Source organism: Thainema salinarum CENA647, from assembly GCF_057732415.1.
The window spans coordinates 1780021-1804787 of record NZ_JBYJZJ010000022.1 but is presented as its reverse complement, the minus strand read 5'-3'; the positions used below and the strand labels follow the sequence as shown (position 1 = coordinate 1804787).

General features: G+C 51.1%; 22 protein-coding genes. 10 read left to right on the top strand and 12 right to left on the bottom strand.

Going from position 1 to position 24767, the window contains the following annotated elements:
* The first annotated feature begins 210 nt into the window (after positions 1–210).
* The 5 genes from AC286M_RS14750 (at position 211) to thiO (ending at position 6544) form a co-directional block, all read left to right on the top strand.
* Positions 211–1343, top strand: a protein-coding gene (locus tag AC286M_RS14750) for an IS630 family transposase (RefSeq protein ID WP_488204380.1) whose coding sequence is annotated in 2 segments (ribosomal slippage) — positions 211–637 and positions 637–1343 — 1134 coding nt in all. Because the reading frame shifts where the segments join, the coding sequence is not laid out codon by codon here.
* A 26-nt stretch (positions 1344–1369) separates the two neighbouring features.
* Entirely contained in the window at positions 1370–3523 is a 2154-nt protein-coding gene (locus AC286M_RS14745; protein WP_488205109.1) for an acyltransferase family protein, read from the top strand.
* Between the two features lie 32 nt (positions 3524–3555).
* Positions 3556–3882, top strand: a complete 327-nt coding sequence (locus AC286M_RS14740) for a 2Fe-2S iron-sulfur cluster-binding protein (RefSeq protein WP_488205108.1) — start codon at positions 3556–3558, stop codon at positions 3880–3882.
* Between the two features lie 170 nt (positions 3883–4052).
* A complete protein-coding gene (locus tag AC286M_RS14735) occupies positions 4053–4307 on the top strand; it encodes a hypothetical protein (RefSeq protein ID WP_488205107.1) in 255 nt (84 codons plus the stop codon).
* A gap of 98 nt (positions 4308–4405) precedes the next feature.
* The gene (thiO, locus tag AC286M_RS14730; RefSeq protein ID WP_488205106.1) at positions 4406–6544 is read left to right on the top strand and encodes a glycine oxidase ThiO; all 2139 of its coding nucleotides are present in this window, start codon (positions 4406–4408) and stop codon (positions 6542–6544) included.
* 175 nt (positions 6545–6719) lie between these two features.
* Here thiO and AC286M_RS14725 read toward each other — a convergent pair whose 3' ends face one another.
* The 9 genes from AC286M_RS14725 to AC286M_RS14685 all read right to left on the bottom strand — a co-directional run bounded on the left by AC286M_RS14725 (position 6720) and on the right by AC286M_RS14685 (position 17275).
* Entirely contained in the window at positions 6720–7319 is a 600-nt protein-coding gene (locus tag AC286M_RS14725; RefSeq protein WP_488205105.1) for a peptidoglycan-binding domain-containing protein, read from the bottom strand.
* 577 nt (positions 7320–7896) lie between these two features.
* Positions 7897–8634 carry a PP2C family protein-serine/threonine phosphatase gene (locus AC286M_RS14720; protein WP_488205104.1) on the bottom strand — a complete coding sequence of 246 codons (738 nt, stop codon included), beginning with the start codon at positions 8632–8634 and terminating at the stop codon, positions 7897–7899.
* 70 nt (positions 8635–8704) lie between these two features.
* Positions 8705–10612, bottom strand: a complete 1908-nt coding sequence (locus tag AC286M_RS14715) for an ABC1 kinase family protein (protein ID WP_488205103.1) — start codon at positions 10610–10612, stop codon at positions 8705–8707.
* Between the two features lie 119 nt (positions 10613–10731).
* On the bottom strand, positions 10732–11067 hold the full coding sequence (locus AC286M_RS14710; RefSeq protein ID WP_488205102.1) for a DUF6825 family protein: 336 nt from the start codon (positions 11065–11067) through the stop codon (positions 10732–10734).
* Between the two features lie 186 nt (positions 11068–11253).
* Positions 11254–13029, bottom strand: coding sequence for a serine/threonine protein kinase (locus AC286M_RS14705; protein ID WP_488205101.1), 1776 nt, complete (start codon positions 13027–13029; stop codon positions 11254–11256).
* A 133-nt stretch (positions 13030–13162) separates the two neighbouring features.
* Positions 13163–13564 carry a type II toxin-antitoxin system VapC family toxin gene (locus AC286M_RS14700; protein ID WP_488205100.1) on the bottom strand — a complete coding sequence of 134 codons (402 nt, stop codon included), beginning with the start codon at positions 13562–13564 and terminating at the stop codon, positions 13163–13165.
* Between the two features lie 9 nt (positions 13565–13573).
* Positions 13574–13954, bottom strand: coding sequence for a hypothetical protein (locus AC286M_RS14695; RefSeq protein WP_488205099.1), 381 nt, complete (start codon positions 13952–13954; stop codon positions 13574–13576).
* A 64-nt stretch (positions 13955–14018) separates the two neighbouring features.
* The gene (locus AC286M_RS14690) at positions 14019–16760 is read right to left on the bottom strand and encodes a CBS domain-containing protein (RefSeq protein WP_488205098.1); all 2742 of its coding nucleotides are present in this window, start codon (positions 16758–16760) and stop codon (positions 14019–14021) included.
* Entirely contained in the window at positions 16751–17275 is a 525-nt protein-coding gene (locus AC286M_RS14685) for a gluconokinase (protein ID WP_488205097.1), read from the bottom strand. The genes AC286M_RS14690 and AC286M_RS14685 overlap by 10 nt, the downstream gene beginning before the upstream one ends.
* Before the next feature lie 112 nt (positions 17276–17387).
* On the opposite strand from AC286M_RS14685, the gene AC286M_RS14680 reads away from it, so the two are divergent.
* From AC286M_RS14680 to AC286M_RS14670, 3 genes are all read left to right on the top strand, one after another.
* A complete protein-coding gene (locus AC286M_RS14680) occupies positions 17388–18242 on the top strand; it encodes an ABC transporter ATP-binding protein (protein WP_488205096.1) in 855 nt (284 codons plus the stop codon).
* A gap of 216 nt (positions 18243–18458) precedes the next feature.
* Positions 18459–19136, top strand: a complete 678-nt coding sequence (locus tag AC286M_RS14675) for an SDR family oxidoreductase (protein WP_488205095.1) — start codon at positions 18459–18461, stop codon at positions 19134–19136.
* A 4-nt stretch (positions 19137–19140) separates the two neighbouring features.
* Positions 19141–19524 carry a DUF2721 domain-containing protein gene (locus tag AC286M_RS14670; RefSeq protein ID WP_488205094.1) on the top strand — a complete coding sequence of 128 codons (384 nt, stop codon included), beginning with the start codon at positions 19141–19143 and terminating at the stop codon, positions 19522–19524.
* On the opposite strand, the gene AC286M_RS14665 is transcribed toward AC286M_RS14670, so the two are convergent.
* From AC286M_RS14665 to ureA, 3 genes are all read right to left on the bottom strand, one after another.
* Positions 19521–20474: a bestrophin family protein gene (locus AC286M_RS14665; protein ID WP_488205093.1), complete on the bottom strand. Its 954-nt coding sequence runs from the start codon at positions 20472–20474 to the stop codon at positions 19521–19523. The genes AC286M_RS14670 and AC286M_RS14665 overlap by 4 nt on opposite strands.
* Before the next feature lie 3 nt (positions 20475–20477).
* Positions 20478–20795 (bottom strand): urease subunit beta, encoded by a 318-nt coding sequence (locus tag AC286M_RS14660; RefSeq protein ID WP_488205092.1) that lies wholly within the window; start codon positions 20793–20795, stop codon positions 20478–20480.
* Positions 20796–20910: 115 nt separating this feature from the next.
* The gene (gene ureA / locus AC286M_RS14655; protein ID WP_488205091.1) at positions 20911–21213 is read right to left on the bottom strand and encodes an urease subunit gamma; all 303 of its coding nucleotides are present in this window, start codon (positions 21211–21213) and stop codon (positions 20911–20913) included.
* Positions 21214–21418: 205 nt separating this feature from the next.
* Here ureA and AC286M_RS14650 point away from each other — a divergent pair, with 205 nt between their 5' ends.
* Positions 21419–23854 carry a GH116 family glycosyl hydrolase gene (locus AC286M_RS14650; RefSeq protein ID WP_488205090.1) on the top strand — a complete coding sequence of 812 codons (2436 nt, stop codon included), beginning with the start codon at positions 21419–21421 and terminating at the stop codon, positions 23852–23854.
* Between the two features lie 26 nt (positions 23855–23880).
* Positions 23881–24741 carry a sulfotransferase family protein gene (locus AC286M_RS14645; protein WP_488205089.1) on the top strand — a complete coding sequence of 287 codons (861 nt, stop codon included), beginning with the start codon at positions 23881–23883 and terminating at the stop codon, positions 24739–24741.
* Positions 24742–24767 lie beyond the last annotated feature (26 nt).

Sequence of the window (24767 nt, the reverse complement as noted above, 5' to 3'; positions counted from 1 at the left end):
CTAAAGAAAATAATAAAATTTATCAGCAGGAATCTTGGCTAAGATGACAGCTATATTAATATTTATCAAGTTAAAACTTATGTAATCATTTATATTCTGTCTATTATTGCTCTCGCAATGACGCAGTCAATCTATTTCAACTAGTGGTCAGTCAATAAAAGGATGACGGGTAAAAGAGTAAGATGAAGTCAGTGCAATCAAGGTGCTGACATGGTCAAAAAGTACATCGTAAGCTTAAGCGAAGCAGAACGACAAGAACTCGAACAAATGGTTAAAACGGGCAAACGAGCGGCTTATACGATCAATCATGCCCGGATTCTCCTGAAAGCAGATTGCAATCAACCAAGTGGGAGTTGGCGTGACCAGGAGATTAAAGATGCCTTTGGCATGAGTATCAGAACGATTGAGCGGGTGCGTCAGCAATTTGTCGAGGAAGGACTGGAAGCGGCGCTGAAGTGCCGTCCCGGTGGCGGTCGAAAACGGAAATTAAATGGCGAGGTTGAGGCGCATTTGATTGCATTGCGCTGTAGCGAGGTTCCGAAGGGAAAGGGGCGATGGACATTGCGGTTGCTAGCAGATCAGATGGTCGAGTTGAACTATGTTGAGCAACTGAGCCATGAGAGTGTGCGACAAGTGCTGAAAAAAACGAACTGCAACCCTGGCGACAAGAGTGCTGGGTAATTCCGCCTGAACAATCAGCCGAGTTTGTCTGGCGCATGGAATGCGTGTTGGAGGTGTATCAAACAGCTTACAATCCCAAGATTCCTGTGATTTGCATTGATGAGGCAACCAAACAATTAGTCAAAGAAACCCTGGTTCCCATTCCTGCTGAACGGGGACACCCCAAACGCTTCAATTATGAATATGAACGCAATGGTACAGCGAATCTGTTTATGATTTGTGAGCCAATGGTGGGATGGCGGCGGGTGGAAGTGACGCAGCACCGCACGGCACTCGATTATGCTCACTTGCTCAAAACGTTGGTTGATTCAGATTATGTTCAGGCAGAGAAACTGATTGTGATTCAAGATAATCTCAATACCCATTCGCCCGCATCGCTCTACAAAGCGTTTGAGCCACAAGAAGCACAGCGAATCTTGAGTCGGTTGGACTTTTGTCATACGCCCAAGCATGGAAGTTGGTTGAATATGGCAGAAATCGAATTGAGTATTCTCAGTCGTCAATGTTTAGATCGTCGTATTCCTGATTTGGAGACGCTCAAATCCGAGGTTGATGCCTGGCAGGACAATCGTAATCACGAAGAAACCTGGATTGATTGGCGGTTTACAACAGCCGATGCCAGGGTTAAATTACATAGACTTTACCCGTCAATTATTAATTGACTGAACACTAGGGCTAACTGATAATCATGAAGTATCGTGCTGAAATTGATGGTCTAAGAGCGCTAGCCGTAATTTCCGTCATTCTGTTTCATGCGGGTTATAAATATTTCAGCGGTGGGTTTGTTGGTGTTGACGTTTTCTTTGTCATCAGCGGTTACCTGATCACAACTATTGTGGTGTCTGAGATTGAGCAGGATACTTTTTCGTTAATCAATTTTTACGAGCGGCGAGCTAGACGTATTCTGCCTGCACTGTTTCTAGTTGTCTTTGTTTCCTTAATATTTTCTTGGTTTTGGCTACGTCCTCCAGATATGAAGGATTTTTCCCAAAGCTTGATAGCCATTCCCTACTTTTTGTCCAACATTCTTTTTTGGCTTGAATCAGGATACTGGGGCACGGCCAACGAACTGAAGCCCTTGCTGCACACTTGGACCTTAGCAATTGAAGCACAATACTATCTTATCTTTCCTTTATATTTGATGTTAATTTGGCGTTTTCATAAGCGCCAGTTGTTTAATTCCCTATTGTTCATTACCGCAATTAGTTTTGTCCTTTCGCAATGGGGAGCCTACAATCTACCTTCAGCCAACTTTTTCTTGCTTCCTACTCGATGGTGGGAATTAGCTCTGGGAGCCAGTCTTGCCTTATTTGTATTACAGAAACAGGCTGTTTACTCACACTTATGTAAGAAGAACATTGTCAATGAAGCGCTCGGTTGGATTGGTCTAACAGCCATTATCTATTCAGTTATTGTTTTTGATGAAACTGTCCCTTTTCCCAGCTTTTTCGCTTTAATTCCGACAGTTGGTACAGGTTTAATCATCCTTTTTACAACATCTCAAACTCAGGTAGGTCAGTTACTAAGCACAAAGTATCTAGTTGGGATTGGCCTAATTAGCTATAGTGCATACCTCTGGCACCAGCCGCTTTTTGTGTTTGCTCGCCACAGAAGCCTCACTGAACCGAGCCAGTTCCTCATCATCATGCTGATCATCCTGGTGTTTCCGTTGGCTTATCTGAGTTGGAAGTATATTGAGAAACCCTTTAGATCAACCAGTCGAATCAGTAAGAAAGCCATATTTCTATTTTGGCTAGTTGGTTCAGTAATCTTTGTAGAAGTAGGAATAGCTGGCTATATAACGGATGGTTTTGTTAGCCGGGTTCCAGAAGAAGCACAGCCCATAGAACGCTTAATAGGACAGATAAATCTAAATCCAACTCAACAGCTAAATTCGCTCGCGCAGTTGGTAGCATTGGACGCTATCGAACAGACAAAACTGGCTTATTTGGGTCAAACTGCCGATCGTCCAAACCCAAATCATTATTCACAACTCAATACTGTTCCAGAACCAAATCAAGATCCTTCAGAAAGTTATAACTATGACTTCAGTATGAAGTGTGATGGCCCTCTTACCTGGTCTGCCGATTGTAGAACCAGTGACGAGCCAGAAATACTAATCTGGGGCGATTCCTTTGCAATGCACTTAGTGCCAGGGATTATGGCATCAAATCCAAACGCCCAGATTATTCAGATGACAATGAGCGTTTGTGGCCCCTTTTTTGATATTGCTCCTGTTTCTGAACCAGATTATCCACCTCGTTGGTCAAAGGAATGCTTAGTCTTTACAGAAGAAGTTAGGCAGTGGCTGAAGAACAATCAGACAGTTAAATATGCTGTACTTTCGTCGCCCTTTTTCCAATATTTGAAGGAAGACAAAATTCTAGTCCTACATAATGGTGTACATGTGACAGTCAATGCAGATTTCGTATTAGAGGAATTCGAAAAGACGCTCACTGAGTTAAAGTCAATGGGCATTATACCCGTTATTTTTTCACCACCCCCTGCTAACGGTATTGACTTAGGCCGATGCTTAGCTAGTGCGGATTGGCAAGGTATAGAGTTAGCCAAATGCGACTTTAAACAAGATGAGATGTCTCAGATCCGGAGCATGGTCTATCAGTTTCTCGACAATATTAGTCATAAAAACTATCGGGTCGTCCGTCTTGATCAGTTAATGTGCGATGGAGCTACTTGTAAAACGCATATTGGCTCGATTGGGTTGTACAGAGATGACGGGCACTTATCAAGTGAAGGTTCGGCTGTACTAGGGAAAAAATATAATTTTTACGAGATAATTACTAATCATTCAGCTGAACTCGCAGCTAACAGCTCGAATTGACTCGATCAGGTCTGTGCAGAGGATAAACAACCATGCCCACCATTACCGCCCAAGGCAAAACCATCACCTGCGATCGCAATGCCAATCTGCGACAGGAACTACTTAAAGCAGGGATTGACCTGTACAACGGTCAGGCGAAGCTGATTAACTGCCACGGCATCGGTAGCTGTGGTACCTGTGCCGTCGAGATTGAGGGCGAGGTGTCGGAACCCAACTGGCGCGATCTCACTCGTCGCTCATTGCCGCCCCACACCTCAGAGCGCAACTTACGTCTTGCCTGCCAAACCCAAGTCTTAGGCGATATCACCGTCAAGAAGTACGACGGATTTTGGGGACAAGGTAACAACTCAGTTTGGTAGCCGCTTGATTCCGCTAGGATAAACGAGACGATGCAATGAGCCGATTCAATATGGTTGGCATCTTGAATTGAATGATTGAATTGAATGATTGAAAATCTGTCCGGCAATATCCGTACAATACAATCTCCATCATCCTGCTGCCCTGTTGAGTCCTAGCAATCCTAGCAACTATGTCCAGTGACGTTTTTAATCGGGTTATCGCTCTGATTTTGCTGATCGTTGCGATCGCACTAGCTTGGCGCGCGGTGAATGGCGAAAATTTGTCCTTTGGCTTGCCATTTTGGAATAGCGAGGCAAGCGGGGATTCTGTCGAAACGGTGTTGCGGGATGCTGGGCGAGGCTTGGAGCGGCTTGCACCGAGCCAGCCACCTCGGCCCACACCAACATTTACGCCGGAACCACCTCCCATTCCAGCAGGTTGGTAGGGCTGGTTAATGCTGATGGTTTGGCTGATTGATTTAATTGATTTAAATGGGGCACTGCCAAATGGTACGGCTCATATAGTGGAAAAGTGAATGAGGGCATGAGCGATCACAGCAACATTAATCACTCGAATAATCATCCCGACATCTTAGTCATTGGCGGTGGCATCATCGGACTGGCGATCGCGCTGGAACTACGGCAGCGGGGCGCTGACGTGACCGTTCTGAACCGCGATTGGCAACAGGCAGCGGGGCACGCCGCCGCCGGTATGTTAGCCCCTCAGGCCGAGCAGCTCACCTATCCGGCCATGCAGCAATTGTGTCTGCAAAGTCGCGATCGCTATGGGGAATGGATTCAAAAGCTGGAGACGCTGACGGGGGTAGATACTGGCTATTGGCCTTGTGGGATACTAGCTCCTCACTATGATGACGTTTCTGCCGCGCAGATTGCTCAACGGCAGCAGGCTGAACCTATGGCCCACTGGCTAGATGCGATCGCACTACAGCATCATCAGCCCGGATTGAGTCCAGAGGTGACAGGAGCTTGGTGGTTCCCAGACGATGCCCAAGTGGATAATCGAGCGCTGATGCAGGCCCTGAGAACTGCCGTACAAGAAGCAGGCGTTGATTTCCGAGAAGGCATTCAGGTAGACGCGATCCAGCAGCGACAGGGGCATGTCGTCGGCGTTCGCACCTCAGTGGGCGAATTTCAGGCCGATCACTATATTCTGGCAACGGGCGCATGGTCATCGTCACTGTTGCCGGTCCCTGTAACCCCCGTGAAGGGCCAAATGCTGCTGCTGCGGCAGCCCAACTACGCTCATACTCTTCCCCAACTGCGACAGATTCTGTTTGGCCAAGAGATTTACATTGTGCCGCGTCAAGATGGCCGCATTGTCCTCGGTGCAACGGTAGAATTAGCAGGGTTTACTCCCGGCAACACACCCGAAGGCGTCAACCAGTTGCTGGCAGCAGCCATGCGTCTCTATCCGCATCTGAGCCATCAACCCATTCAAGACATGTGGTGGGGCTTCCGTCCATCTACACCGGATGAGTTGCCTATTCTTGGCTCTAGCCGCTGTGACAATCTCAGCGTGGCTGTGGGCCATCATCGTAATGGCATTTTGCTGGCTCCCATCACGGCAGCTCTCTTGACCAATCACATTTTGGGAACGCTGGACAATGCGGCGCAAACGCTGCTGAACGCATTTAGCTGGCAGCGTTTCTATTCCACTCTAGCGACCTCGCAATCTCGATCTCAATTAGTATCGCCATCGAATCGGCAACAGTTGGCTGTGGCTCCACCATTGAACCCGGAGACGCCTCAACAGACGAATTCTTCTACTGACGCTCAAACTTATACTGCTATGCAAACGCTTCATCCTGCTACGACTCAAGCTACAGAGCTAACCAATGCTTCGACATTAAACGCCCTCGATCAGCCGTTAGTGATCGCCAATCGCACATTCCGATCGCGATTGATGACGGGTACGGGTAAATACCGTTCACTGGCCGAAATGCAGCAGAGTATTGCGGCCAGCGGTTGTGAAATTGTCACCGTAGCTGTACGGCGGGTACAGACTAACGCGCCCGGTCATGAAGGTTTAGCCGAAGCGATCGACTGGAGTAAAATCTGGATGCTGCCCAATACGGCAGGGTGTAAAACCGCTGAAGAAGCGATTCGCGTCGCGCGTTTGGGTCGAGAAATGGCCAAACTGCTGGGCCAAGAGGACAACAACTTTATTAAGCTAGAAGTCATTCCCGATGCTAAATACCTGTTGCCAGATCCCATCGGGACGCTACAGGCGGCGGAACAGTTGGTGAAAGAAGGTTTTGCGGTACTGCCCTATGTCAACGCCGATCCCTTACTCGCTAAGCGCTTAGAGGAAGCGGGCTGTGCAACGGTGATGCCGCTGGGTTCGCCCATTGGTTCCGGCCAGGGAATTCGCAACGCCGCCAATATCCAAATCATCATCGAGAACGCGCAAATTCCCATCGTCGTTGATGCCGGAATTGGAACTCCGAGCGAAGCTGCCCAAGCGATGGAACTGGGAGCCGATGCACTACTGATTAATACTGCGATCGCACAAGCTAAAAATCCGCCAGCGATGGCACGGGCAATGGGCATGGCAACCGAAGCTGGACGGCTCGCTTATTTAGCAGGCCGGATTCCGGTTAAAGGCTACGCAAGCGCCAGCTCACCCTTAACCGGCACCATTACAGACACCGTTACAGAATAGGTCAGAATAGGTTTACTCGTACTTAAAGCTCAAAAGGCCATCTTTACCGCATCGATGTGGCAAGATGGCCTTTTGAGCAATTTGGAATTTATAGCTGTAGTCAACTCTGTTAAGACACAGATTTTTCTGTGGCGCGCCACAGAAACGTCTAAAACAATATCTATGGCTCCAAATACTATGGATAATATGCGACGCGCGCATCCAGTCCCTGCCCACGTAGGTAGTTGGCAAACCCTTCTGCAAAAGAGCGCTCACGGTAAGAATTAGCCTGAATAAATGCTCCCCGCGAGGAGTCTGTCCGAATAAAGGCGCTGGGAGCGAAGGTTTGAACTTCGCGCAGGAGTCTCAGTTCTCCACCTGGAACCACGACTGCATAGGGCAGTGTGGCAACATCAATTGGTGGAATCGTTGGAACCGTCGGAAAAGGATCAAACGGGTCAACTGGGATGCCACCGCCACCGCCACCAGCCGTTGCAATCCCTAAATTCAACAGTGTCTCAGGGCCAGCAATACCATCAACAAACACTAAATTGTTGCGCGACTGATAGTTATAAACCGCCTGTTCGGTAAATGCATCATAGAATCCAGTCGGTCGTAAGCCCAAGGCCACCTGAATTTGGGAAACCACTGCGCCGACATCACCAAATCGATAGCAGACGTAACGAGAACAAACACTTTGCGCAGAGGCTTCTGGCGCAACGCCCAGAATCATTAAGCTGGCTGCAACTGCAGCTAGCTTCGCTGCACTCGTTCGAACAACTGATGACATTTTCATAGTAACTACCTCACCCGACCCTTTAAGCTGTCTAATAACACTGCAAATAACTGGATTAAATTTGGCGAATATTGAGTAAAGATAGCTTGCTGACGAAGGCTAAGATTGTGTGGCAGGTTTCAAACTGCGATGCCTGCAGAGTTCCTGTCTCAAAATTTAAGACTTCACGTTCTCAAGCTGTAATTAAACTAAACTCCAAGCGGGTTGAATTAAATCCTGCTCAGGCGTTAATTCTTGCTGGAGAGAGAGCCAATCCGGTTTTTATTTATTAGAAACACAGGCCGTAGAATGATTTACGTATATAGATTGAGATTTATTCGAGGTTTAACCCTCTTCTATAGGATATTACTGGTTGTTAAAGTTGCAAAATCAAATTGCTCAATTTGTCCTCCAACGTCAGAGATTGATACGAAATTCAACGCTTTTGCATGAAACTTCAATCTGAGACTCTGGGATAATTAAGGACTCTAATTCTCACAGCTACATAAGCTAGATTGAATCACAACTTTAGAAAGTGCGATCGCACTTCCAGCTCCTCCAGACATGCTGATTGGAGATCTCCCACAAATGCTTTTGACTAAGCCTGAAAATTGAGCACAACGACTGTAATGTTGTCTCGGCCACCCTTCTCCTTGGCCAGATCAATGAGAGACTGCACAGCCTTATTGCAGGAGCGGATAGACTTTAATTGATAGGCAATCAGGGAATCCGGCAGTTCTTCCGTCAGCCCGTCGCTGCACAGCAACAAGCGATCGCCTGATTGCACCTCTATCGGCTGAATCGCGATCTGGTTGCGGTATAAATCTTCTCGTCCCAAGCATTTAGACAGCACGTGACGCCAGGGGTGATAGCGCACCTGATCGGCACTGAGTTCTCCCTCCCGCAGGGCACGGGCAACCCACGTATGGTCTTCTGTAATCTGATCGAGTTTGGCCCCCCGTAAACGATAAAGACGGGAGTCCCCAACGTGAGCGCACCACGGCTGTTCATCCTGATCGCGGAGCAGGATAACAACAACCGTTGTGCCCATGTCTGAGCGTTCTGGATGGGTGCGTTGGTCTTGAATAATGGCTTGATTAGCCTTGGAAATTGCTTCTTCAAGCAGCTGCGCAGACGGTTTGTCGCTTGCCCAGTTGGCTAATACGTAATCTCGAATTGTTTCTGTGGCAATCCGGCTGGCTTCTTGTCCGCCTGCATGACCGCCCATGCCGTCAGCCACAATAAATAGACGACCATCCGGATCGACATAGTAGTCATCCTGATTTGTTGGTCGCAGTAGACCGGGATCGCTTGAACCGGCAAATAACGGCTTCATTCCATGATGCGGGCTAACCACAGGGCAATACGAATAACCAATACTTTAAAACAGGTTTAAGGCAGGGGCATCAAAACATTTTCTCATCACGGTCGATTTTGAGTAAGAGGCGAATCAGTGAGATGGCCATAAACGCTGCGATCGCAGCTGAGGCAATGGCCAACCAGATGAACTCGTTAATCAACAGCAGTGCCGCCGTTAGCGTAAAGCTGCCTAAAACAATACTGTAGTTGGTTGCCAGATTAATATTGGCCACCCGCCGCAGAATGCGATCGGACTCAATTGAGCGAGTTCGGACGCGAATATCGCCTCGTTCTAATTTCTCAATCGTATCCTCAATTCGGCGCGGTAATCCCAATGCCGTCGAACTAACTTGAGCCGCCTGCCGCCCTAACTCATCAAATAGCCCTCTCGTATCGGATGGTGTGCCGTTGTTCATAAGCTTCATTGCAAACGGCTTGGCCGCCTCCATAAAGTTAAAATCTGGATCTAGACCTTTACCAACCCCCTCTAGCGTCGAAAAGGCCCGCATAACGAAGGTAAAAGTAGCCGGAAAGCGGAACGGTTGTCCGTAGGCGACTTCATATAAGTCATCGCTAATGGCCATCACCGACTGCTCTTCAAATGGCTTGTCCATAAAGTTGTCGAGCATGTACTGGATGGAACGCCGCACCGGCCCCATATCGCCCACCGGAGTCAAAGCCCCTAGCTCAATCAGCGAGTTCATCACCTGCTCGCCATCGCGCTGGGCGATGCCGAAAAAGGTGCGCATCAGCTTCTCACGCGTGACAGGCTGCACCTGACCCATCATGCCGAAGTCATAGAAGATCAGAGAGCCGTCTATACTCACGGCAATATTACCGGGATGCGGGTCAGCGTGAAAAAAGCCATCGTTGAGCAACTGGTGCAGATAGGCTTTTGCGCCCAAATTGGCTAGTCGCTTCCGATCTAGTCCAGCGGCCTCCAGCGCTTCATAGTGGCTGATTTTAATACCAGGCATGTACTCCAGCGTCAAAACTCGCGGCGACGCATAGCGCCAGTAGACTCTGGGCACTTTCACCCAGTCTTCTTGCCGAAAGTTGCGCCGAAAGGTGTCGGCATTGCGGCCTTCGTTGAGATAATCTATCTCCTGCCAGAGAATTTTACAACACTCCCCATAAATCCCAATCCAGTCTCGCCCTGGCCCCCACTTGGGATGGCGCTGGAAGTAGTGAGCAATTCCCTTGAGAATCGACAGGTCAATTTCAAACAGGTTCTTCAGGCCCAAACGCTGAACTTTGACCACCACCTCTTCGCCCGATCGCAACTGAGCGCGGTGCACCTGTCCTAAGCTGGCGGCGGCCATTGGAATCGGGTCAAAGCTGCTGTATAGCTCCGGAATGGTCTTGCCGAAATCTTCGCGAATAATCTGCTCGACCTGCTCGTAGCTGAAGGCAGGTACCCGATCTTGCAGCTTAGACAGCTCTTCAACGTACTCAATCGGGAACAAATCAGCCCGAGTTGAGAAAAGCTGGCCTAACTTTATAAACGTCGGCCCCAGATCTAGGAACTCTTCCCGAATCCAAATCGCCTGCTTGCGGCGTCTGAGCGCCTTTTTCTCGTCTGTAACGCCACCCCGATAGCTCCAGTCCTTGCCATAGAGCCATTGAGACGAGAGAAACCGCAGCACAAACGACCAAATTTCGATAAAGCGGCGGCGGCGAGAGTAACGTCCTCGGCTCCAGCGGTAGTCGTTGGCAGTATAGGTCTTGGCAGGTAATGTTGATGAATCGAACGAATCGTTTGCAGCATCGACCGTTAAATTCAAACCTGAATGGGCAGCCTGCTCAAATCCCTGTTGGATTTGAGACGACTTCGGCCCAAAGTCTACGGTTGGATCCTGAGGTGCGATCGCAGCATGAGCATCAGGGTAATGCTCTGGCATCACCTCTGATTCTTTTAGGGAGTTGGGAATCCGATTATCGGGGACAGCAGACACTCGTACTCCGGGCTTAATTACAGCTTAATGACAACAGCGGCATCAACAATTTATCTCAGTTGATCTGGAGCGAGTCTGGTTGATCCGGTTGACTCATCCAGATCCGCTAGCCCAATCCGCTAGCTAGATTGGCTGCGATACTGTTGCAGTGCAGATCGCAACTGTGCAATTTCAGCCCGCAGTTCATCAATAGTAGCTTGTAGGTCAGTTGAGCCGACGTTCGGCATCCCGACTGAGTTACCGCTAGGGGCGTAATCACCCGTCGTGGCTTCCGCTTCTGCTGCATTAGCCTTGTTCTGAACGCGCTCAACGAACTGGCGAAGTCGCTCTCGTTGTTCAGCATCAAATCGGCCTAAGTCGCTCAGAGAGTGCGTAACAGCAACTTCCACCTCTTCGCTAACCGCTTCCGCAAAGGCGCGACCGAGGAAAAAGGCATGGACTAGAGGATTGCTCATGAGGGTTGTAAATATTCGTTAACTTACGTCTCAGCCCAAATTATAGCGTGATGATCTCTGCAAAACGCCCTCTTTGGGTTCTAGATTTGCCCAGACAATCAAGATATGAGCAAATCAAGCCTCTCATTTAGGTGGAGTCCCGCAACCTCCCAAAATGAGAGACTCGACGATGCAACGTGCTGACTTTTATAAAACCGGCGACTTGCGGGGCGCACCCGTTGGATTTTCAGAGGTGTTGCCGTCCGATGAGCCAGGGCTCGGATCGACTGATTGCGGTGCGGCCTGGGGGGCTGGAATAGTCGGCACCACAACTTTGCCATCATCGGGTTTATCGACAGGCTTAGCGGTTTCACTAGGAAATGACTCTGCCGGAGGGGCAACGGGGGCAGCAGGAGCGGGTACTAAATCATCGACGGGGGCCAAATCATCCAGTGGGTTCGCCGCTTCCGGTTCTGGGCGGCTCGGTTCGATTCGGCTCGGCTTACTCGAATCGAAATCGTCTGAGTCTGAATCAATGAAGGGTTCACTGCCTCCAAAGTTGGAATCAGACGGAGGAGCCGCTTTAACGGGTTCCGCTGCGGGTGCATCCTCAATAATCGGCGGCGGATCGGCCCGTCCTTCGGCGGGTTGATCAACCCACTCACTGGGCTGGTTGCGATCGCGGTTTCGCTGTCGAGCGCGATCGGCATCCTCAAAGAAAACTTCGTCGGGATTATCCGACCCCGGCCAATTCTCAGATTCCGGAAAAGACTGCTCACTGCCCAAGCCCAACTGACTATTTTGGCCTGACTCAGGTGCCTGAAACCGCAGCGCTAAGCCCACACCGCTGCCGGAAACCAAAGCCGCGATCGCGGTTAAGCCCAGCGCCACTGGCCAACGCTTAGCCTTGGAGCGCTTCGGTTTCGATGTTCCCTGCTCTTGCTGAGGATCAACGCGATAAGCATCGGCAGAATTCGCCCTGGTTGGCGGCATCACCGTCGGTTCTGCCATTGCGACTCGGCCACTGTGACCATTTTGATACCCGTTTTGACTATGTTGGGCAGCAGGCGCAACCGCCACCGTGGCGGCAGTGGTGTTCTGAGTCGCTGTATGCGGTAAGCTGACAGGTTTCTTGGCGGGTTTACCGTGGGGTAAAAGCTGGAGCCATTCTGCGATCGCAACCGGACGCTGAGTCGCCATCAGCCCCATACCGGAGAAAACAGCCTGCTCAGTTTGCAGCGTTAGCTCCGGTCGAAACTTGCGCAGCGGCGGCAGTTCGATCTGCTCTCGTAAAGAAGCGGGCGTAGGCACGTGACCACTAATCGTGTAGTAGAGCGTTGCGGCTAGACCATAAAGATCGGTAGCGGGAGTGCAGGTAACGGGCGCATGATACTGCTCAACGGCAGCATAGCCAGAGGCCAACCGCTCAGGATGCGTGGCCCCCAAATTGGCAAATGTATCTCCCAATAAGCCAATATCGGTGAGCACCACGGCTTCCGTACTCGCCAGCCGCCGAATATTCTGTGGCTGAACGCTGCCATGCACAATGCCGCAGCGATGCAGTTCCGCCAGCGCCTTACCAATTTGCGTAATGTAGCGAATGGCCACGCCTTCATGCAGAGGGCCAGTGGTCTGCACCAAGTCGGTCAAAGTCAACCCCGGACTGTCATCCATTACCCAGGCCGCAATCGGCATCTGAGGATGGTCTAAGGTAAATGTGTCCAGCACCCGTACCAGGTGGGAATGATTGCACTGAGCCAGGCGACGAATCTGCTCCATGCTTTGGTGCTGGAGCGTCATGAAGTCATTGCGATCGCGCAGTTCTGGATGCAGCATTTTGACCATCACGTTCTGCTGGGTGGCAGTGTGAATGGCGCGATAACCAATCGTGAAGCCGCTGATGATGGGCGGTGATTGGATCTGATATTTGCCCTGGAGAGTAGTCCCGACCTCTAGCATGTGACTTACTGGTAGTTCACTCACGATAGGTATTTATGCGTCATATCGCATGATAGCGATCAACAGACACAAATCTGAGGAGAGTTATACCAGTTTCTTTTGGGAGATGCTAGTTATTTTTCGGTTTGTCAGCAGATGCGGAAATCCGCAAGTGATACTAAGGCGATGTAGCCATCAAACGCAGATTGGGAATTTCTTGAAAATCTTTAATATTATGGGTCACGAGTGGCAGATCGTAGCGTAGAGCCGTTGCTGCAATCCAAGCATCTTGCGGTGCAATTGCTCGTCCTATGCGTTGACGATCAGCGCGAACTTGTGCCCATTGACGACAGAGAGCTTGATCAACTGGAATAACAACACAATTCGCCAAATACCGCTCTAACTGCATAATACGGCGCTCTCCCCAATTACGGAGAATTGCCCACTGAAACAATTCAGCAACAGACATAAAGGAAAGTGCTAACTCCTGTCCATTCAAAATAGAGCGATAAGGGTCAAGATACGCGCTCCCTTTGAAGATAAAAGAAGCAATGTCCGTATCAATTAGTAAAAGACTCATGGATGTTCATCAAACGATTTCTTGACGTTGTTGTTTTAGAAAGTTCAAAAAATCATCAACTGAGTCTTCCTCAGGCCAAAAGTCAGCCACAAGATCATCAATGTTATGAACCGTTGTAGGAGATTGAGTGCTGATCAATTGCTCAAGTGTGTTCCCTTGCCCAAACTGAGTACTCATAGCCTGCAAAGTTGAAAGATCACCTGGGCCTTCTCCAGCGCCGATTGCAGATTGGGCAACCTCAAAAAAGGATTTGGGGGCATTTTCAGATGGGGTAGCCCTAAGCTTTTGCCGTTTGGCTTTCAGAAACTCGACAAAATCCAAAACTTGCTGCTGATCTTCCGCTGATAACGCTTCAACAGTTTGCAAAATTTGCTCACTCAAATGAGACATTGCAGCCACTCTCAAAGGAACAATGCTTTTATTATTGCAAACTCGTAGAGTAGGGCAATATGCCTCAATGAACTGGATAGCGATCGCAGATATACTGCTCAGCTTGAGCGCGATCGCAGATTTTGCCGTCCAGTGTGGCTGCCCACAAATCTTCCAGCATTTCCTTAAATTGGGGGCCGGGTTTGTAGCCCATGCGCTTTAGATCGGAACCATCCAGGGCAGGCTTGACATTGATCCATTCCGTTAAATAGCGCCAGATCAGGCGGCGTAATGTGCGATCGCTAAAAATGCCGACCAGGATCAGAGATTGAGGAGCGTAGGCGCGGAACTGTTTAGCCCAGTCGCTGGGTTGCCAGGTATCGGTGCTGGATAAGAAGGTGGTGAAGTGCGATCGCAGATCTTTCAACTGGCTCAGGCGATCAATGCTGTCCTGGGTGAGCTGGAAATTTTGGGCAACCGTGCCCCGTTCTGAGGGTTCAACGTGAGCCAGCAGCACCTCCAACAGTATCTCCCAGTGGGGAATCTGCTGCTGGGCATCGAACCGCCGCAGCCAGCGATCCACCAGTCGCATATGCCACCACAGTTCTGGGCTGAATTCCAGGCTTTGATGAATGCACTGCAAGGCACCCAAATCGGCCAGTAGGCGAATGGCATCTTTCCAATAGGGAGCCTGCAAAATATACTTCAGCTCATTTTTTAGCCGAGTTTGCAGTGCCGGAGCTTTCTCTAGCTGCGTTTGAATTTGGCGATAGATGCCACTGTCGATAGCGTGACGAATGTAGCGCTCGGTTTGGGCATCGATTTCAAAGCCGAGCCGCACCGCAAACCGCACCGCTCGAAAAATGCGGGTTGGGTCTTCGATAAAGCTGTTGGCGTGCAGAACGCGAATTTGGTGCTGCTTCAGGTCAATCAGGCCACCGAAATAGTCCAGCATTTCGCCCTGCCGGGGATGAGTGAGCCGAATCGCCAGCGCATTAATCGTAAAATCGCGCCGATAGAGATCCTGCCGAATCGAACTGGCTTCCACTTCGGGATTGGCGGCAGGGTAGGGATAAAACTCGGTACGGGCCGTGGCGATATCAATCATCAAGGAATCCAGCACCGGATCTTTGTGCCAGATCAGCGCGGCGGTTTGGAAGCGACCGTGAACCTGGAGTCGTGACGCGGCATATTGCTCCGTCAACACCTGCGCCAGTTCTACACCTGCCCCAGCCTGGGCCGCCCGATGGAAGCCATCGACGACTAGATCAATATCGGCCAGCAGCGGCGGATCGTCAGCGCGGGTTAGCAGCAAATCCCGCACCGCACCACCAACGATATACAAGTGCCAGCCACGCTGTTCCGCCGCGTCGGCAGCGGTCATCAAAACTTCCCAGAGTTCCGGCAGCAGGCAATTGCGTAAGCGATCGCGCAGGACATTGGGCAGGGGACATTGATTTGATGTCTCAGTCGTGGGCGTTTGCTCCGCTGATTGCTCTTGATGAATCTGGCGCAGTACGTCGGTGCGGGTGACAATTCCCACCAGATCACCGTTATCTAATACAGGTAGCCTCCCAATGTCGTAGGTCACCATCAGCGACTCAATTTCCGGCAGCAGCGTATTTGGCGTAATCGTCTTCAGATTCGTCGTCATGTAGCCCTTTACAGGCGCATGGCTGAATCCGTGATGCAGCGCAATATCCAAGTCACGGCGAGAGATCACGCCCACTAGATCATCCTGTCGATCCACCACAGACAGGCCAGAGTGACCGTAGCGCAGCAAAATCCGCTGAGCTTCTTGAATCGTTGTACCGGGGCGAATCGTGCGAACGGGAGACGACATCAATTCACGGGCGGTTAAGGGCAGGGGAATCTGCGATCGCACTTCGTCTATTAGCCGAGAAACAACCTGCTCCGCTTCGTCTTGATCCTCGACGTGCAGCGTCACCGCCGCCGCTGTCGGATGTCCGCCGCCGCCCAAGGGGTGAAAAAGCTGGGCTAAATTAACTCCTTCAGAGGTACTGCCAGACTGCGTGCGAGAGCGACCAATTACCGTCAGCCGCTGATCGCCTGCTTCCTTCGTTTTGAATCGATTACACAGCAGCAGCGTATCGCTGTCGGTCAAATCCATCAGTCGCGAGGCGACGCTGGACATGCCGGGCGTGTAGCTCTCGGTCGTCACCATTACCCAGGACAGCCGATAGCCGTGGTGCAGCTCGGTGTGTAGCTCCTCCAGCGCATCCGACAGGATATCTTGCAGTGAACTCGATAACCCTGGCTCGACGTAATCGGCAATCGCTCGCAGACTGGCCCCCTGCTGCATTAACCAGGCCAGTGCGATCGCATCTCTGGGAGTAGCCTGACTGTAGGTGAGCGATCCGGTGTCTACATGAACGCCCAGTGCCATCACCGTCGCTTCGGCCTTGGTCAGTTCAATGCCTTCCGCCTGGAGCTTTTCGGCGATCAGCGTACTGGTGGAGCCAACATCATCAACGTAAGCCTGGGTGACGGGAATATCGCAGGCTGCACCAAGATGATGGTCATATAAATTAACCGTGATATTGGGTAAATCCAGCCATTCCGCTGCTTTGCCAATGCGATCGCGGGTTTGGGCATCCACCAGGGTAAGCGTGCGGATTTGCTCCGGATTGACCGACCGCCGCTCAATCAGCGCATACTCATCGCGGTGCAGCGCCAGAAAATCCTGTACGGCTGGATGAGCGCCCCCCGTCAGCACAATCTTGGCCCCCGGCAGCAGTCGCGTCAGACCCACCGCTGCGCCCACGGTGTCAAAATCGGCTGTGATGTGGCAAAGAATCAGGTGCATAGGCGTTGGGTTTGGTCAATCCAGTTGGCAATAGTGGCTGCGATCGCAGATGGGGAGGGCTTAATATCCACCCAGAACGCCTCATTGGGTTCAGGTTCTTCTAGCGTATCAAGCTGATTGTTGAGTAAGTCGCTGGGCATAAAATGGTCGTCGCGCTGCGAAATGCGATCGCACAATATCTCCCAGCTACCGTGCAGATAAACAAACTGCACCTGTGGGTTATCCTGCTTGAGCTGATGCCGATAAGCGGACTTGAGCGCTGAGCAAGCCAGGACAACTGATGTGCCACTAGCTAACCACTGCTCAATCTGCTGGCGCAATCGTTCTAGCCACGGTTCGCGATCTGCATCGGTGAGGGGTTCCGCTTGCGCCATCTTGTGCTTTGCGCTCTGAGTATGGCAGTCATCTGCATCGTAAAAGATCCAGCCTAGCTGCTGAGCCAATACTTTACCGACTACGGTTTTACCTGAGCCAGACACCCCCATGAGAATCACAATCGTCGTTTGCACACTCATAACCCCATACCCTGTCGCCAAACCGAACTCAAATGCCACCTTAAGCTTAGAATTTCTTTAAAATTCGGGTTTAGAATTTAAACCTAGATTCACTACAGGTTTCATTCACGCTATGGTTGCTGCCGTTTGTTTGCAGGATGTCCACAAGGTTTACAACAACGTCTGCGTTGTTAACGATTTATCGCTGACCATTCAACCCGGCGAAATTTTCGGTTTGCTTGGCCCCAATGGCGCAGGCAAATCCACCACTATTCGTATGTTAACCACCCTAACGCAGGCTACTCAGGGCAATATTGTCGTCGCTGGGTTTGATGTTAACCAGCAGCGGCTCCAAGTGCGCGAACAAATTGGCGTCGTCCTCCAGCAAACCAGCGTCGATGGCGACCTCACCGTCTGGGAAAACATGGAGCTGCACGGGCGGATGCACCACATGCCTAACCCGCAGCGTCAGCACGAAATTCAGCGCTGGCTGGAATACGTCGAACTGGTTGATCGCAAAGAGGATCTGGTCAAAACCCTCTCTGGCGGTATGAAGCGGCGTCTGCAAATTGCTCGCGCCCTGCTGCACCAGCCCAAGATTCTCTTCCTCGACGAACCGACTGTGGGACTCGATCCACAAACTCGTCGCCGCCTCTGGGAAATCATTCAGGGACTCAACCAGCAGCTCGGCATGACGATGCTGCTAACCACGCACTATATGGAAGAAGTGGAATATTTGTGCGATCGCATCGGCATTATGGACAACGGCAAGCTGATTGAAATGGGTACGCTTGACGAACTGCGCCAGAAGCACGGTCAGGGCTTAGTGATGATTCAAGATGGCGATCGCTGGGACTACAAGTTTTTCCCGACAATGGAAGAAGCCAGTCAGTATCTTGACCGTCAACCGGATCGCACGGGCATGATGATTCGTCCGTCAAATTTAGAAGACATTTTCGTGGAACTAACAGGCCACCGCTTAGACTAACCCCCGATCAACCCAACTCCCAGTCCGTGTCATCCAATCGGCACATCCCCCCAATCCAATCTGTCGTCCCACCAAGGATTACCATACACTAGACTTTATCGGAAATTGTTTTGTAGCGCGGCGGAGCCGCGCTACAAAACAATTTCCAACCCCAAAAACTTTATTTCCAATAAAGTCTACTAAACAACAGTCGAACAAATTCTATCCAACATATCGATGCGAATTGTCATTACTGGTGTAAGCCGTGGCCTTGGTCGGGCAATGGTCGAAGGTTTTGTCGAACAGGGCCATCAAGTTTTAGGCTGTGCTCGCAGCACCGAAGTGATTCGAGAACTCCAGCAGCTTTACGACGAACCTCATAGCTTTTCAGTGGTTGATATTGCCGATGAGGGCCAAGTGAAAGCCTGGAGCTATCGCCTCATCTCTAACGGCGGCCCCCCAGATATGCTGATCAACAACGCTGGACTTATTAATCCACTTGGCCCCCTTTGGGAGATTCCGGCAGAAGATTTTGATGCCGTCATTGATGTCAATATCAAAGGCGTCGCCAATACCATTCGCCACTTTGTGCCCGACATGGTAGAGCGGCAAAAGGGCATCATCGTCAATTTCAGCTCCGGCTGGGGCCGTTCTGCGTCACCTGAAGTTGCACCCTACTGCGCTACCAAATGGGCGATTGAAGGTTTAACCCGTTCGCTGGCCCAGGAGTTGCCGCCCGGCATGGCCGCCATTCCCCTCAATCCAGGCATCATTCACACCCAAATGCTAGAGCAGTGCTATGGCGATGCGGCTGCTAGTTACACACCGTTAAAGCGCTGGCAACAGCAGGCCGTTGATTTTTTGCTGAACATCCAACCGTCCGATAATGGTCAACCCCTTACCGTTCCGGCTTAAGTGAATGCAGATCACGACTCCAGCCTTGCTCTTTCCGGCAATCTCACTGCTGCTGTTGGCCTACACAAATCGCTTTCTTGTCTTGGCGCAATTGATTCGGCAACTGCACAGCTTTCGCCGCGAAGAAGACAATCGTCACTTAATCTCGCGCCAAATTGCCGGACTGCGACAACGAGTGAGTTTAATTCAGCAAATGCAGGTCTTTGGCGTCGTCAGCTTTTTGCTCTGTACGGCATCCATGTTTTCGCTGTTTCTGCAGTTGGAGCAATTAGGGGAAATCTTCTTCGGACTGAGCGTGTTGTCCCTAGCTACATCGTTAATTTATTCGCTGTATGAGGTATCGATTTCAACTAATGCCTTATCGATCGTTTTGGAAGATATGAGCTAATCGTCGGCAATCAGTGGTGGCAGGGGCGTCCAGTCATCAGATTGGGAATCGAGGCGTCGCACGCTGGGAGCGAGCGTAATCAAATCGTGGATATTGCGCTGCATCGTGTTGCAGATGTCATCCAGCGGCAAATCGTTGGGGTCAAGACCAAAGGGATTTTCGATTTCGATGCCGATTTCTTCAATGCCAAACACGGTAAAGCTGATCAGCGCCACCACAACGCCTGTCCACGCCTGCAAATCTCCCACCATTGGAAACGGTAACGATAGGCAGTAAATCAGCAAGAGCTGCTTGAGGTGAATCGTGTAGGCAAAGGGAATGGGCGTTTTGAGAATGCGTTCGCAGCCGCCCAGCACGTCAACCATCAAATCAAGCAGGTGCAGCATGGCCGTAAGCTGATAGGTGTTGAGACAGTTGCGATCGCGCTGGTGCTGCAAGTAATCCGCAATCCAAAAGGCAATTTCCAGCGGTGGATTGTTCATGTGCTGCAAATGGTCGAAGCGGTCAGGAGATAACACCTGCTTGAGTTCGTGGTTGAGCGGAGTTTGGCGCAGGTGGAGTTTAGTTGCGATCGCAAATGCGGGCAGCAATAATAATGTCTCTTCTTTATCGCGCCGATCTGATGGCTGCTGTTCGTCAACCGCGACCCAGATTTGACGAGCCAGGTTACGCACCGTATTGACCAAAGCACCCCACAGCTTACGACCTTCCCAGAAGCGTTCGTAGGCGGTATTGGTGCGGAATACCAGCAGTAAACCCAGCACAATACTCGGCACAATGCCGCTTTCAATTGGCCAGGATAACGGCCAACCAAGCTGATACAAAACAGAGACTAAAACGCCAAACCCACCACACAGCGCAACGCGAGGCAGCGTCGCCAAAACAACGGAACCGTGCAGTTGAAAGGCATCCCGAAACCAGTGGTGACGGCGAGTAGCTCGTTGGGGCATAGGTTATGAATCAAGAGCACCGTTGATGAGGGCATTAAAGCCATACACCTGACGGCTACCGACGAAGGGTACCAGCGTGACTTCTTTTTCATCGCCTGGCTCAAACCGGACGGCTGTTCCGGCTGGGATATCGAGACGCATACCGCGAGTGCGATCGCGGTCAAACTGGAGGGCTTCATTCGTCTCAAAAAAGTGAAAGTGAGAACCGACCTGAATCGGGCGATCGCCTGTGTTGGCTACCGTCAGCGTCACGGTTTCGCGATCGGCGTTGAGTTCAATCTCACCCTCAGCGGGCAACAGTTCTCCGGGAATCATCGACATGCTCCTGTATTATGTCCTGCTGTAAGGGCGGGTTTTGTTGACCAGTTTGAGGTCAACGTTACGATTGGTTGGCTAAACCCGCCCCTACCAAACGTTTGACTGGATTAGATTACGTTTAGCGAATGGGGTGATGCACGGTGACGAGCTTCGTGCCGTCGGGAAATGTGGCTTCGACCTGCACTTCATCGATCATGGCCGCGACCCCGTCCATTACGTCATCCTGGCTGAGTAAGGTTGTCCCGTAGGTCATTAATTCTGCCACCGAACGCCCATCGCGCGCCCCTTCTAAAATCGCGGCAGAAATATAGGCAACTGCTTCGGGATGGTTTAACTTCAAGCCTCGCTCTTTACGGCGCTCTGCCACCAACGCCGCTGTGAAAATCAGGAGTTTGTCTTTTTCTTGAGGGGACAACTGCATAGCAACAAAGTCGTAACGAATGCGATCGCAAAACGGATCTAGACAATTACGAGCATAACTATAACAGCCTTCTCCTGATTGCACGGTATAACGGAATGATTTTTGCCAAGGGGGCGTACCGATACGCCCCGCTTATCAGTCAAATATTCCGTCTCATATCCCCCTACAATCGTTTGAGTGAGATGTTTGAAGGTACCGAGAGCGTATGTCTACGATTCCCTCCTGCGCGTGGAGCCGTCCGTTAGGTTTGGGGTGGGAAAAACCTTACACCGTTCGATATGCCAGTAACTTAGACGATGGGCCGTGGCACGGGATGCCATTGGGTGGCTTTGGCGCAGGCTGTGTTGGCCGTTCGCCACGGGGGGATTTCAATCTGTGGCATGTGGATGGCGGAGAGCATGTTTTTCAGTCGATTCCGGGCTGCCAGTTCAGCGTATTTGAGCAGGTTGAGGGAGAAGCGAGCCAAGCCTACGCACTCTGTACGGAAGCACCAGAGGAAACGTTAGGTGCATGGCAGTGGTATCCGGCTTCAACGGAAGCATCGCAGACGGGCTGCTATCACGCGCTCTATCCGCGCAGTTGGTTTGTCTATGAAAACGTCTTGCGATCGCAGCTCACCTGTGAGCAGTTTTCCCCCATCTGGCCACAGAACTATGTGGAAGCCAGCTATCCCGCTGCCGTGTTTGAATGGACGGCGCACAATCCAGGAGATAAGCCGCTGACGCTCAGTATTATGCTGAGCTGGCAGAACATCACGGGCTGGTTTACCAATACCAATAAGTCACCGGACGTGACGCTGCGCGATGATGGTAGTCCCGTGTATGACTACGTGCCGCGCATCGGAGACAGCACGGGCAACTTTACCCAGTGGATTCAGAGCAAAAGCGGGCTGGGGCTGCTGATGGATCGGATGAATCGCCTCGATCAGCCGATTGAGGGCGATGGGCAGTGGGCGATCGCAGTTCCCAAGATGCTGGGTGTGAAGACGACCTATCATACCCGCTGGAATCCGGCGGGCGATGGCTCGGATCTGTGGAACAGTTTTGCCCAGGACGGCACACTGCCGGATATTCACGATCAAACGCCAGCCCGGATGGATGAACAGGTGGGAGGTGCGATCGCACTTCGCTTCACGCTGCAACCGGGCGAAACCTGCCAGATTCCGTTCATTCTGACCTGGGATTTTCCGGTGACGGAGTTTGCAGCGGGCATGCAATCTTACCGTCGCTATACGGACTTTTTCGGCTGGAGCGGTCGGATTGCCTGGACGATTGCCAGCCAGGGACTGAAGCACCATGCCGAGTGGCAGCAATCTGTGATCGACTGGCAGCAGTCGGTGCTGGAGCAAGACCTGCCCGACTGGTTCAAGATGGCGCTGTTCAATGAGCTGTATGACCTCGCTAGCGGTGGTACGCTGTGGAGCGCTGGGGATGACCGCGATCCGCTGGGCCAGTTTGCGGTGCTGGAATGCTTTGATTATCAGTGGTACGAGAGCCTAGACGTGCGGCTCTACGGCTCCTTTGCGCTGCTGATGCTGTGGCCAGAGCTAGATAAGGCGGTGCTGAAAGCCTTTGCCCGCGCCATCCCCGCTGCCGACAACCGCGAACGGGTAATTGGCTACTACTACACGATTGGCGAAGAAAGTCCCCTAGCGCTGCGCAAAGTGCAAAACGCCACGCCCCACGATCTAGGTGCGCCCAACGAACATCCTTGGGAGTTGACCAACTACACGGCCTACCAGGACTGCAACCAGTGGAAAGATTTAGGCAGCGATTTTGTCTTGCAGGTCTATCGCGATTTTGTCCTGACAGGCAAAGAAGACTGGGAGTTTATTTGGGACTGCTGGCCTGCGGTGACGGCAGCACTGGGCTATTTGAAGACGTTTGATCTAGACAATGACGGCATTCCCGAAAACGCTGGAGCACCGGATCAAACCTTTGATGACTGGAAGCTCAAGGGCATCAGCGCCTACTGTGGCGGCCTGTGGATTGCTGCCCTCGAAGCTGCGATCGCACTTGGCCAGCAACTGCTCAGCTATCCTGCGACTCATCCGCTGAGCATGATTGATAAAAATGCGCTGCTCAGTGAACCGATTGAAACCTCGATTGCCACCTATCAAGATTGGCTAGCTCAATCGCGATCGCGCTATCACGACAGCCTGTGGAATGGGCAGTATTATCGACTGGATACAGGCAGTGGTTCGGACGTGGTGATGGCCGATCAGCTCTGTGGGCAGTTCTATGCGCGGCTGCTGGGTCTACCGGATGTCGTTGCCGAGGAGTCTGCTCGTTCGGCGCTGCAAACGGTTTATCAATCGTGCTTTTTGAACTTCCATGACGGTAAACTTGGCGCTGCCAATGGCTTAATGCCCGATGGTTCACCGCAAAATCCTAACGACACCCACCCGCTGGAAGTATGGACAGGAATTAACTTTGGCCTCGCGGCCTTCTTGGTACAGATGGGTATGACCGAGGAAGCTATGCAGTTGACTGAAGCGGTTGTGCATCAAATCTATGATAATGGCCTGCAGTTCCGCACGCCGGAGGCAATTACGGCTAACGGGACATTTCGTGCCTGCCACTACCTAAGGCCAATGGCGATTTGGGGTATTTATGGTGTGTTGAGCGGTTTTTCTAGCTAACCACCATTCTGATTCACTCTGCATCTATGTTGAACCTATGGACAAAAGTGGCGCGCAAACTGCCGAAACCACTGCAGCGCCGTGCCTTTTCGCTTGGAAATCAGTTGCGCAGAGATGCCATTCATCTCTTCCTACTGTCTCCACCACTGTCGGGTTCAACCGTGATTGGACAACTGATGGCCACCTCGCCTCACGTCACTGTCTTCCCGAACAAAGGAGAAGGTCAGTTTCTACCAGCAGCCCAACCTTTACTGCTGGTCGATCAACGTTGGAATCCTGATTACACACCTAATTGGCAAAAACTCAAAGCAATCTTCTATTCCTACTGGTGGCCATCTAGGCGAATTCGGTTTGAAAAGTCTCCGCCCAATATCATTCGTGCAGTCCAGCTTGAGCAAACGTTTCAGCCCAGCTACTTTTTGATCACCATCCGTAATCCCTATGCACTGGTAGAAGGACTGCTACGGCGAAAATGGCCGTTTGGTCAGTTTGGACCTCAGTCCAGTGAAGCCCCACCCGCAACGGCCAGTCAGGCGGCTAAATTTTGGGTGCATGTTGCAAATGCCCAACGCCGTAACCTACAGACCTTGGAGCATACCCTGCTTTTTACGTATGAGGAAATTATGGATCAGCCTGAGTTTGTCACCCAGAAAATTGTTGCCTTTTTGCCAGAGCTAGAAAGTCTTCAGCCAGATGCCAAGGTATCATCCCATAACGTGACAGGACGCCCCGTTACTCATCTGCAAAATCTGAATGCGCTCAAAATCCAAAACCTGTCAGAGTCTCAAATTGCAGAAATTAACCAAGTACTCGGTCAACATGAAGAGCTACTCAGTTATTTTGGCTACGAGCTACTGAATACTTGTAAATTAAGTTTTGGTGGTTGATGTGCCGCGCTCCGCGCGGCACATCA

Coding starts and splice junctions, on each gene's coding strand:
- AC286M_RS14720 (WP_488205104.1), bottom strand. CDS start 8,634: ATGAAGCCGTTATTTGCCGGTTCAAGCGATCCCGGTCTACTGCGACCA.
- thiO (WP_488205106.1), top strand. CDS start 4,406: ATGAGCGATCACAGCAACATTAATCACTCGAATAATCATCCCGACATC.
- AC286M_RS14695 (WP_488205099.1), bottom strand. CDS start 13,954: ATGTCTCATTTGAGTGAGCAAATTTTGCAAACTGTTGAAGCGTTATCA.
- AC286M_RS14745 (WP_488205109.1), top strand. CDS start 1,370: ATGAAGTATCGTGCTGAAATTGATGGTCTAAGAGCGCTAGCCGTAATT.
- AC286M_RS14670 (WP_488205094.1), top strand. CDS start 19,141: ATGCAGATCACGACTCCAGCCTTGCTCTTTCCGGCAATCTCACTGCTG.
- AC286M_RS14660 (WP_488205092.1), bottom strand. CDS start 20,795: ATGTCGATGATTCCCGGAGAACTGTTGCCCGCTGAGGGTGAGATTGAA.
- AC286M_RS14710 (WP_488205102.1), bottom strand. CDS start 11,067: ATGAGCAATCCTCTAGTCCATGCCTTTTTCCTCGGTCGCGCCTTTGCG.
- AC286M_RS14680 (WP_488205096.1), top strand. CDS start 17,388: ATGGTTGCTGCCGTTTGTTTGCAGGATGTCCACAAGGTTTACAACAAC.
- AC286M_RS14700 (WP_488205100.1), bottom strand. CDS start 13,564: ATGAGTCTTTTACTAATTGATACGGACATTGCTTCTTTTATCTTCAAA.
- AC286M_RS14685 (WP_488205097.1), bottom strand. CDS start 17,275: ATGAGTGTGCAAACGACGATTGTGATTCTCATGGGGGTGTCTGGCTCA.
- AC286M_RS14740 (WP_488205108.1), top strand. CDS start 3,556: ATGCCCACCATTACCGCCCAAGGCAAAACCATCACCTGCGATCGCAAT.
- AC286M_RS14735 (WP_488205107.1), top strand. CDS start 4,053: ATGTCCAGTGACGTTTTTAATCGGGTTATCGCTCTGATTTTGCTGATC.
- ureA (WP_488205091.1), bottom strand. CDS start 21,213: ATGCAGTTGTCCCCTCAAGAAAAAGACAAACTCCTGATTTTCACAGCG.
- AC286M_RS14665 (WP_488205093.1), bottom strand. CDS start 20,474: ATGCCCCAACGAGCTACTCGCCGTCACCACTGGTTTCGGGATGCCTTT.
- AC286M_RS14650 (WP_488205090.1), top strand. CDS start 21,419: ATGTCTACGATTCCCTCCTGCGCGTGGAGCCGTCCGTTAGGTTTGGGG.
- AC286M_RS14725 (WP_488205105.1), bottom strand. CDS start 7,319: ATGAAAATGTCATCAGTTGTTCGAACGAGTGCAGCGAAGCTAGCTGCA.
- AC286M_RS14675 (WP_488205095.1), top strand. CDS start 18,459: ATGCGAATTGTCATTACTGGTGTAAGCCGTGGCCTTGGTCGGGCAATG.
- AC286M_RS14690 (WP_488205098.1), bottom strand. CDS start 16,760: ATGCACCTGATTCTTTGCCACATCACAGCCGATTTTGACACCGTGGGC.
- AC286M_RS14645 (WP_488205089.1), top strand. CDS start 23,881: ATGTTGAACCTATGGACAAAAGTGGCGCGCAAACTGCCGAAACCACTG.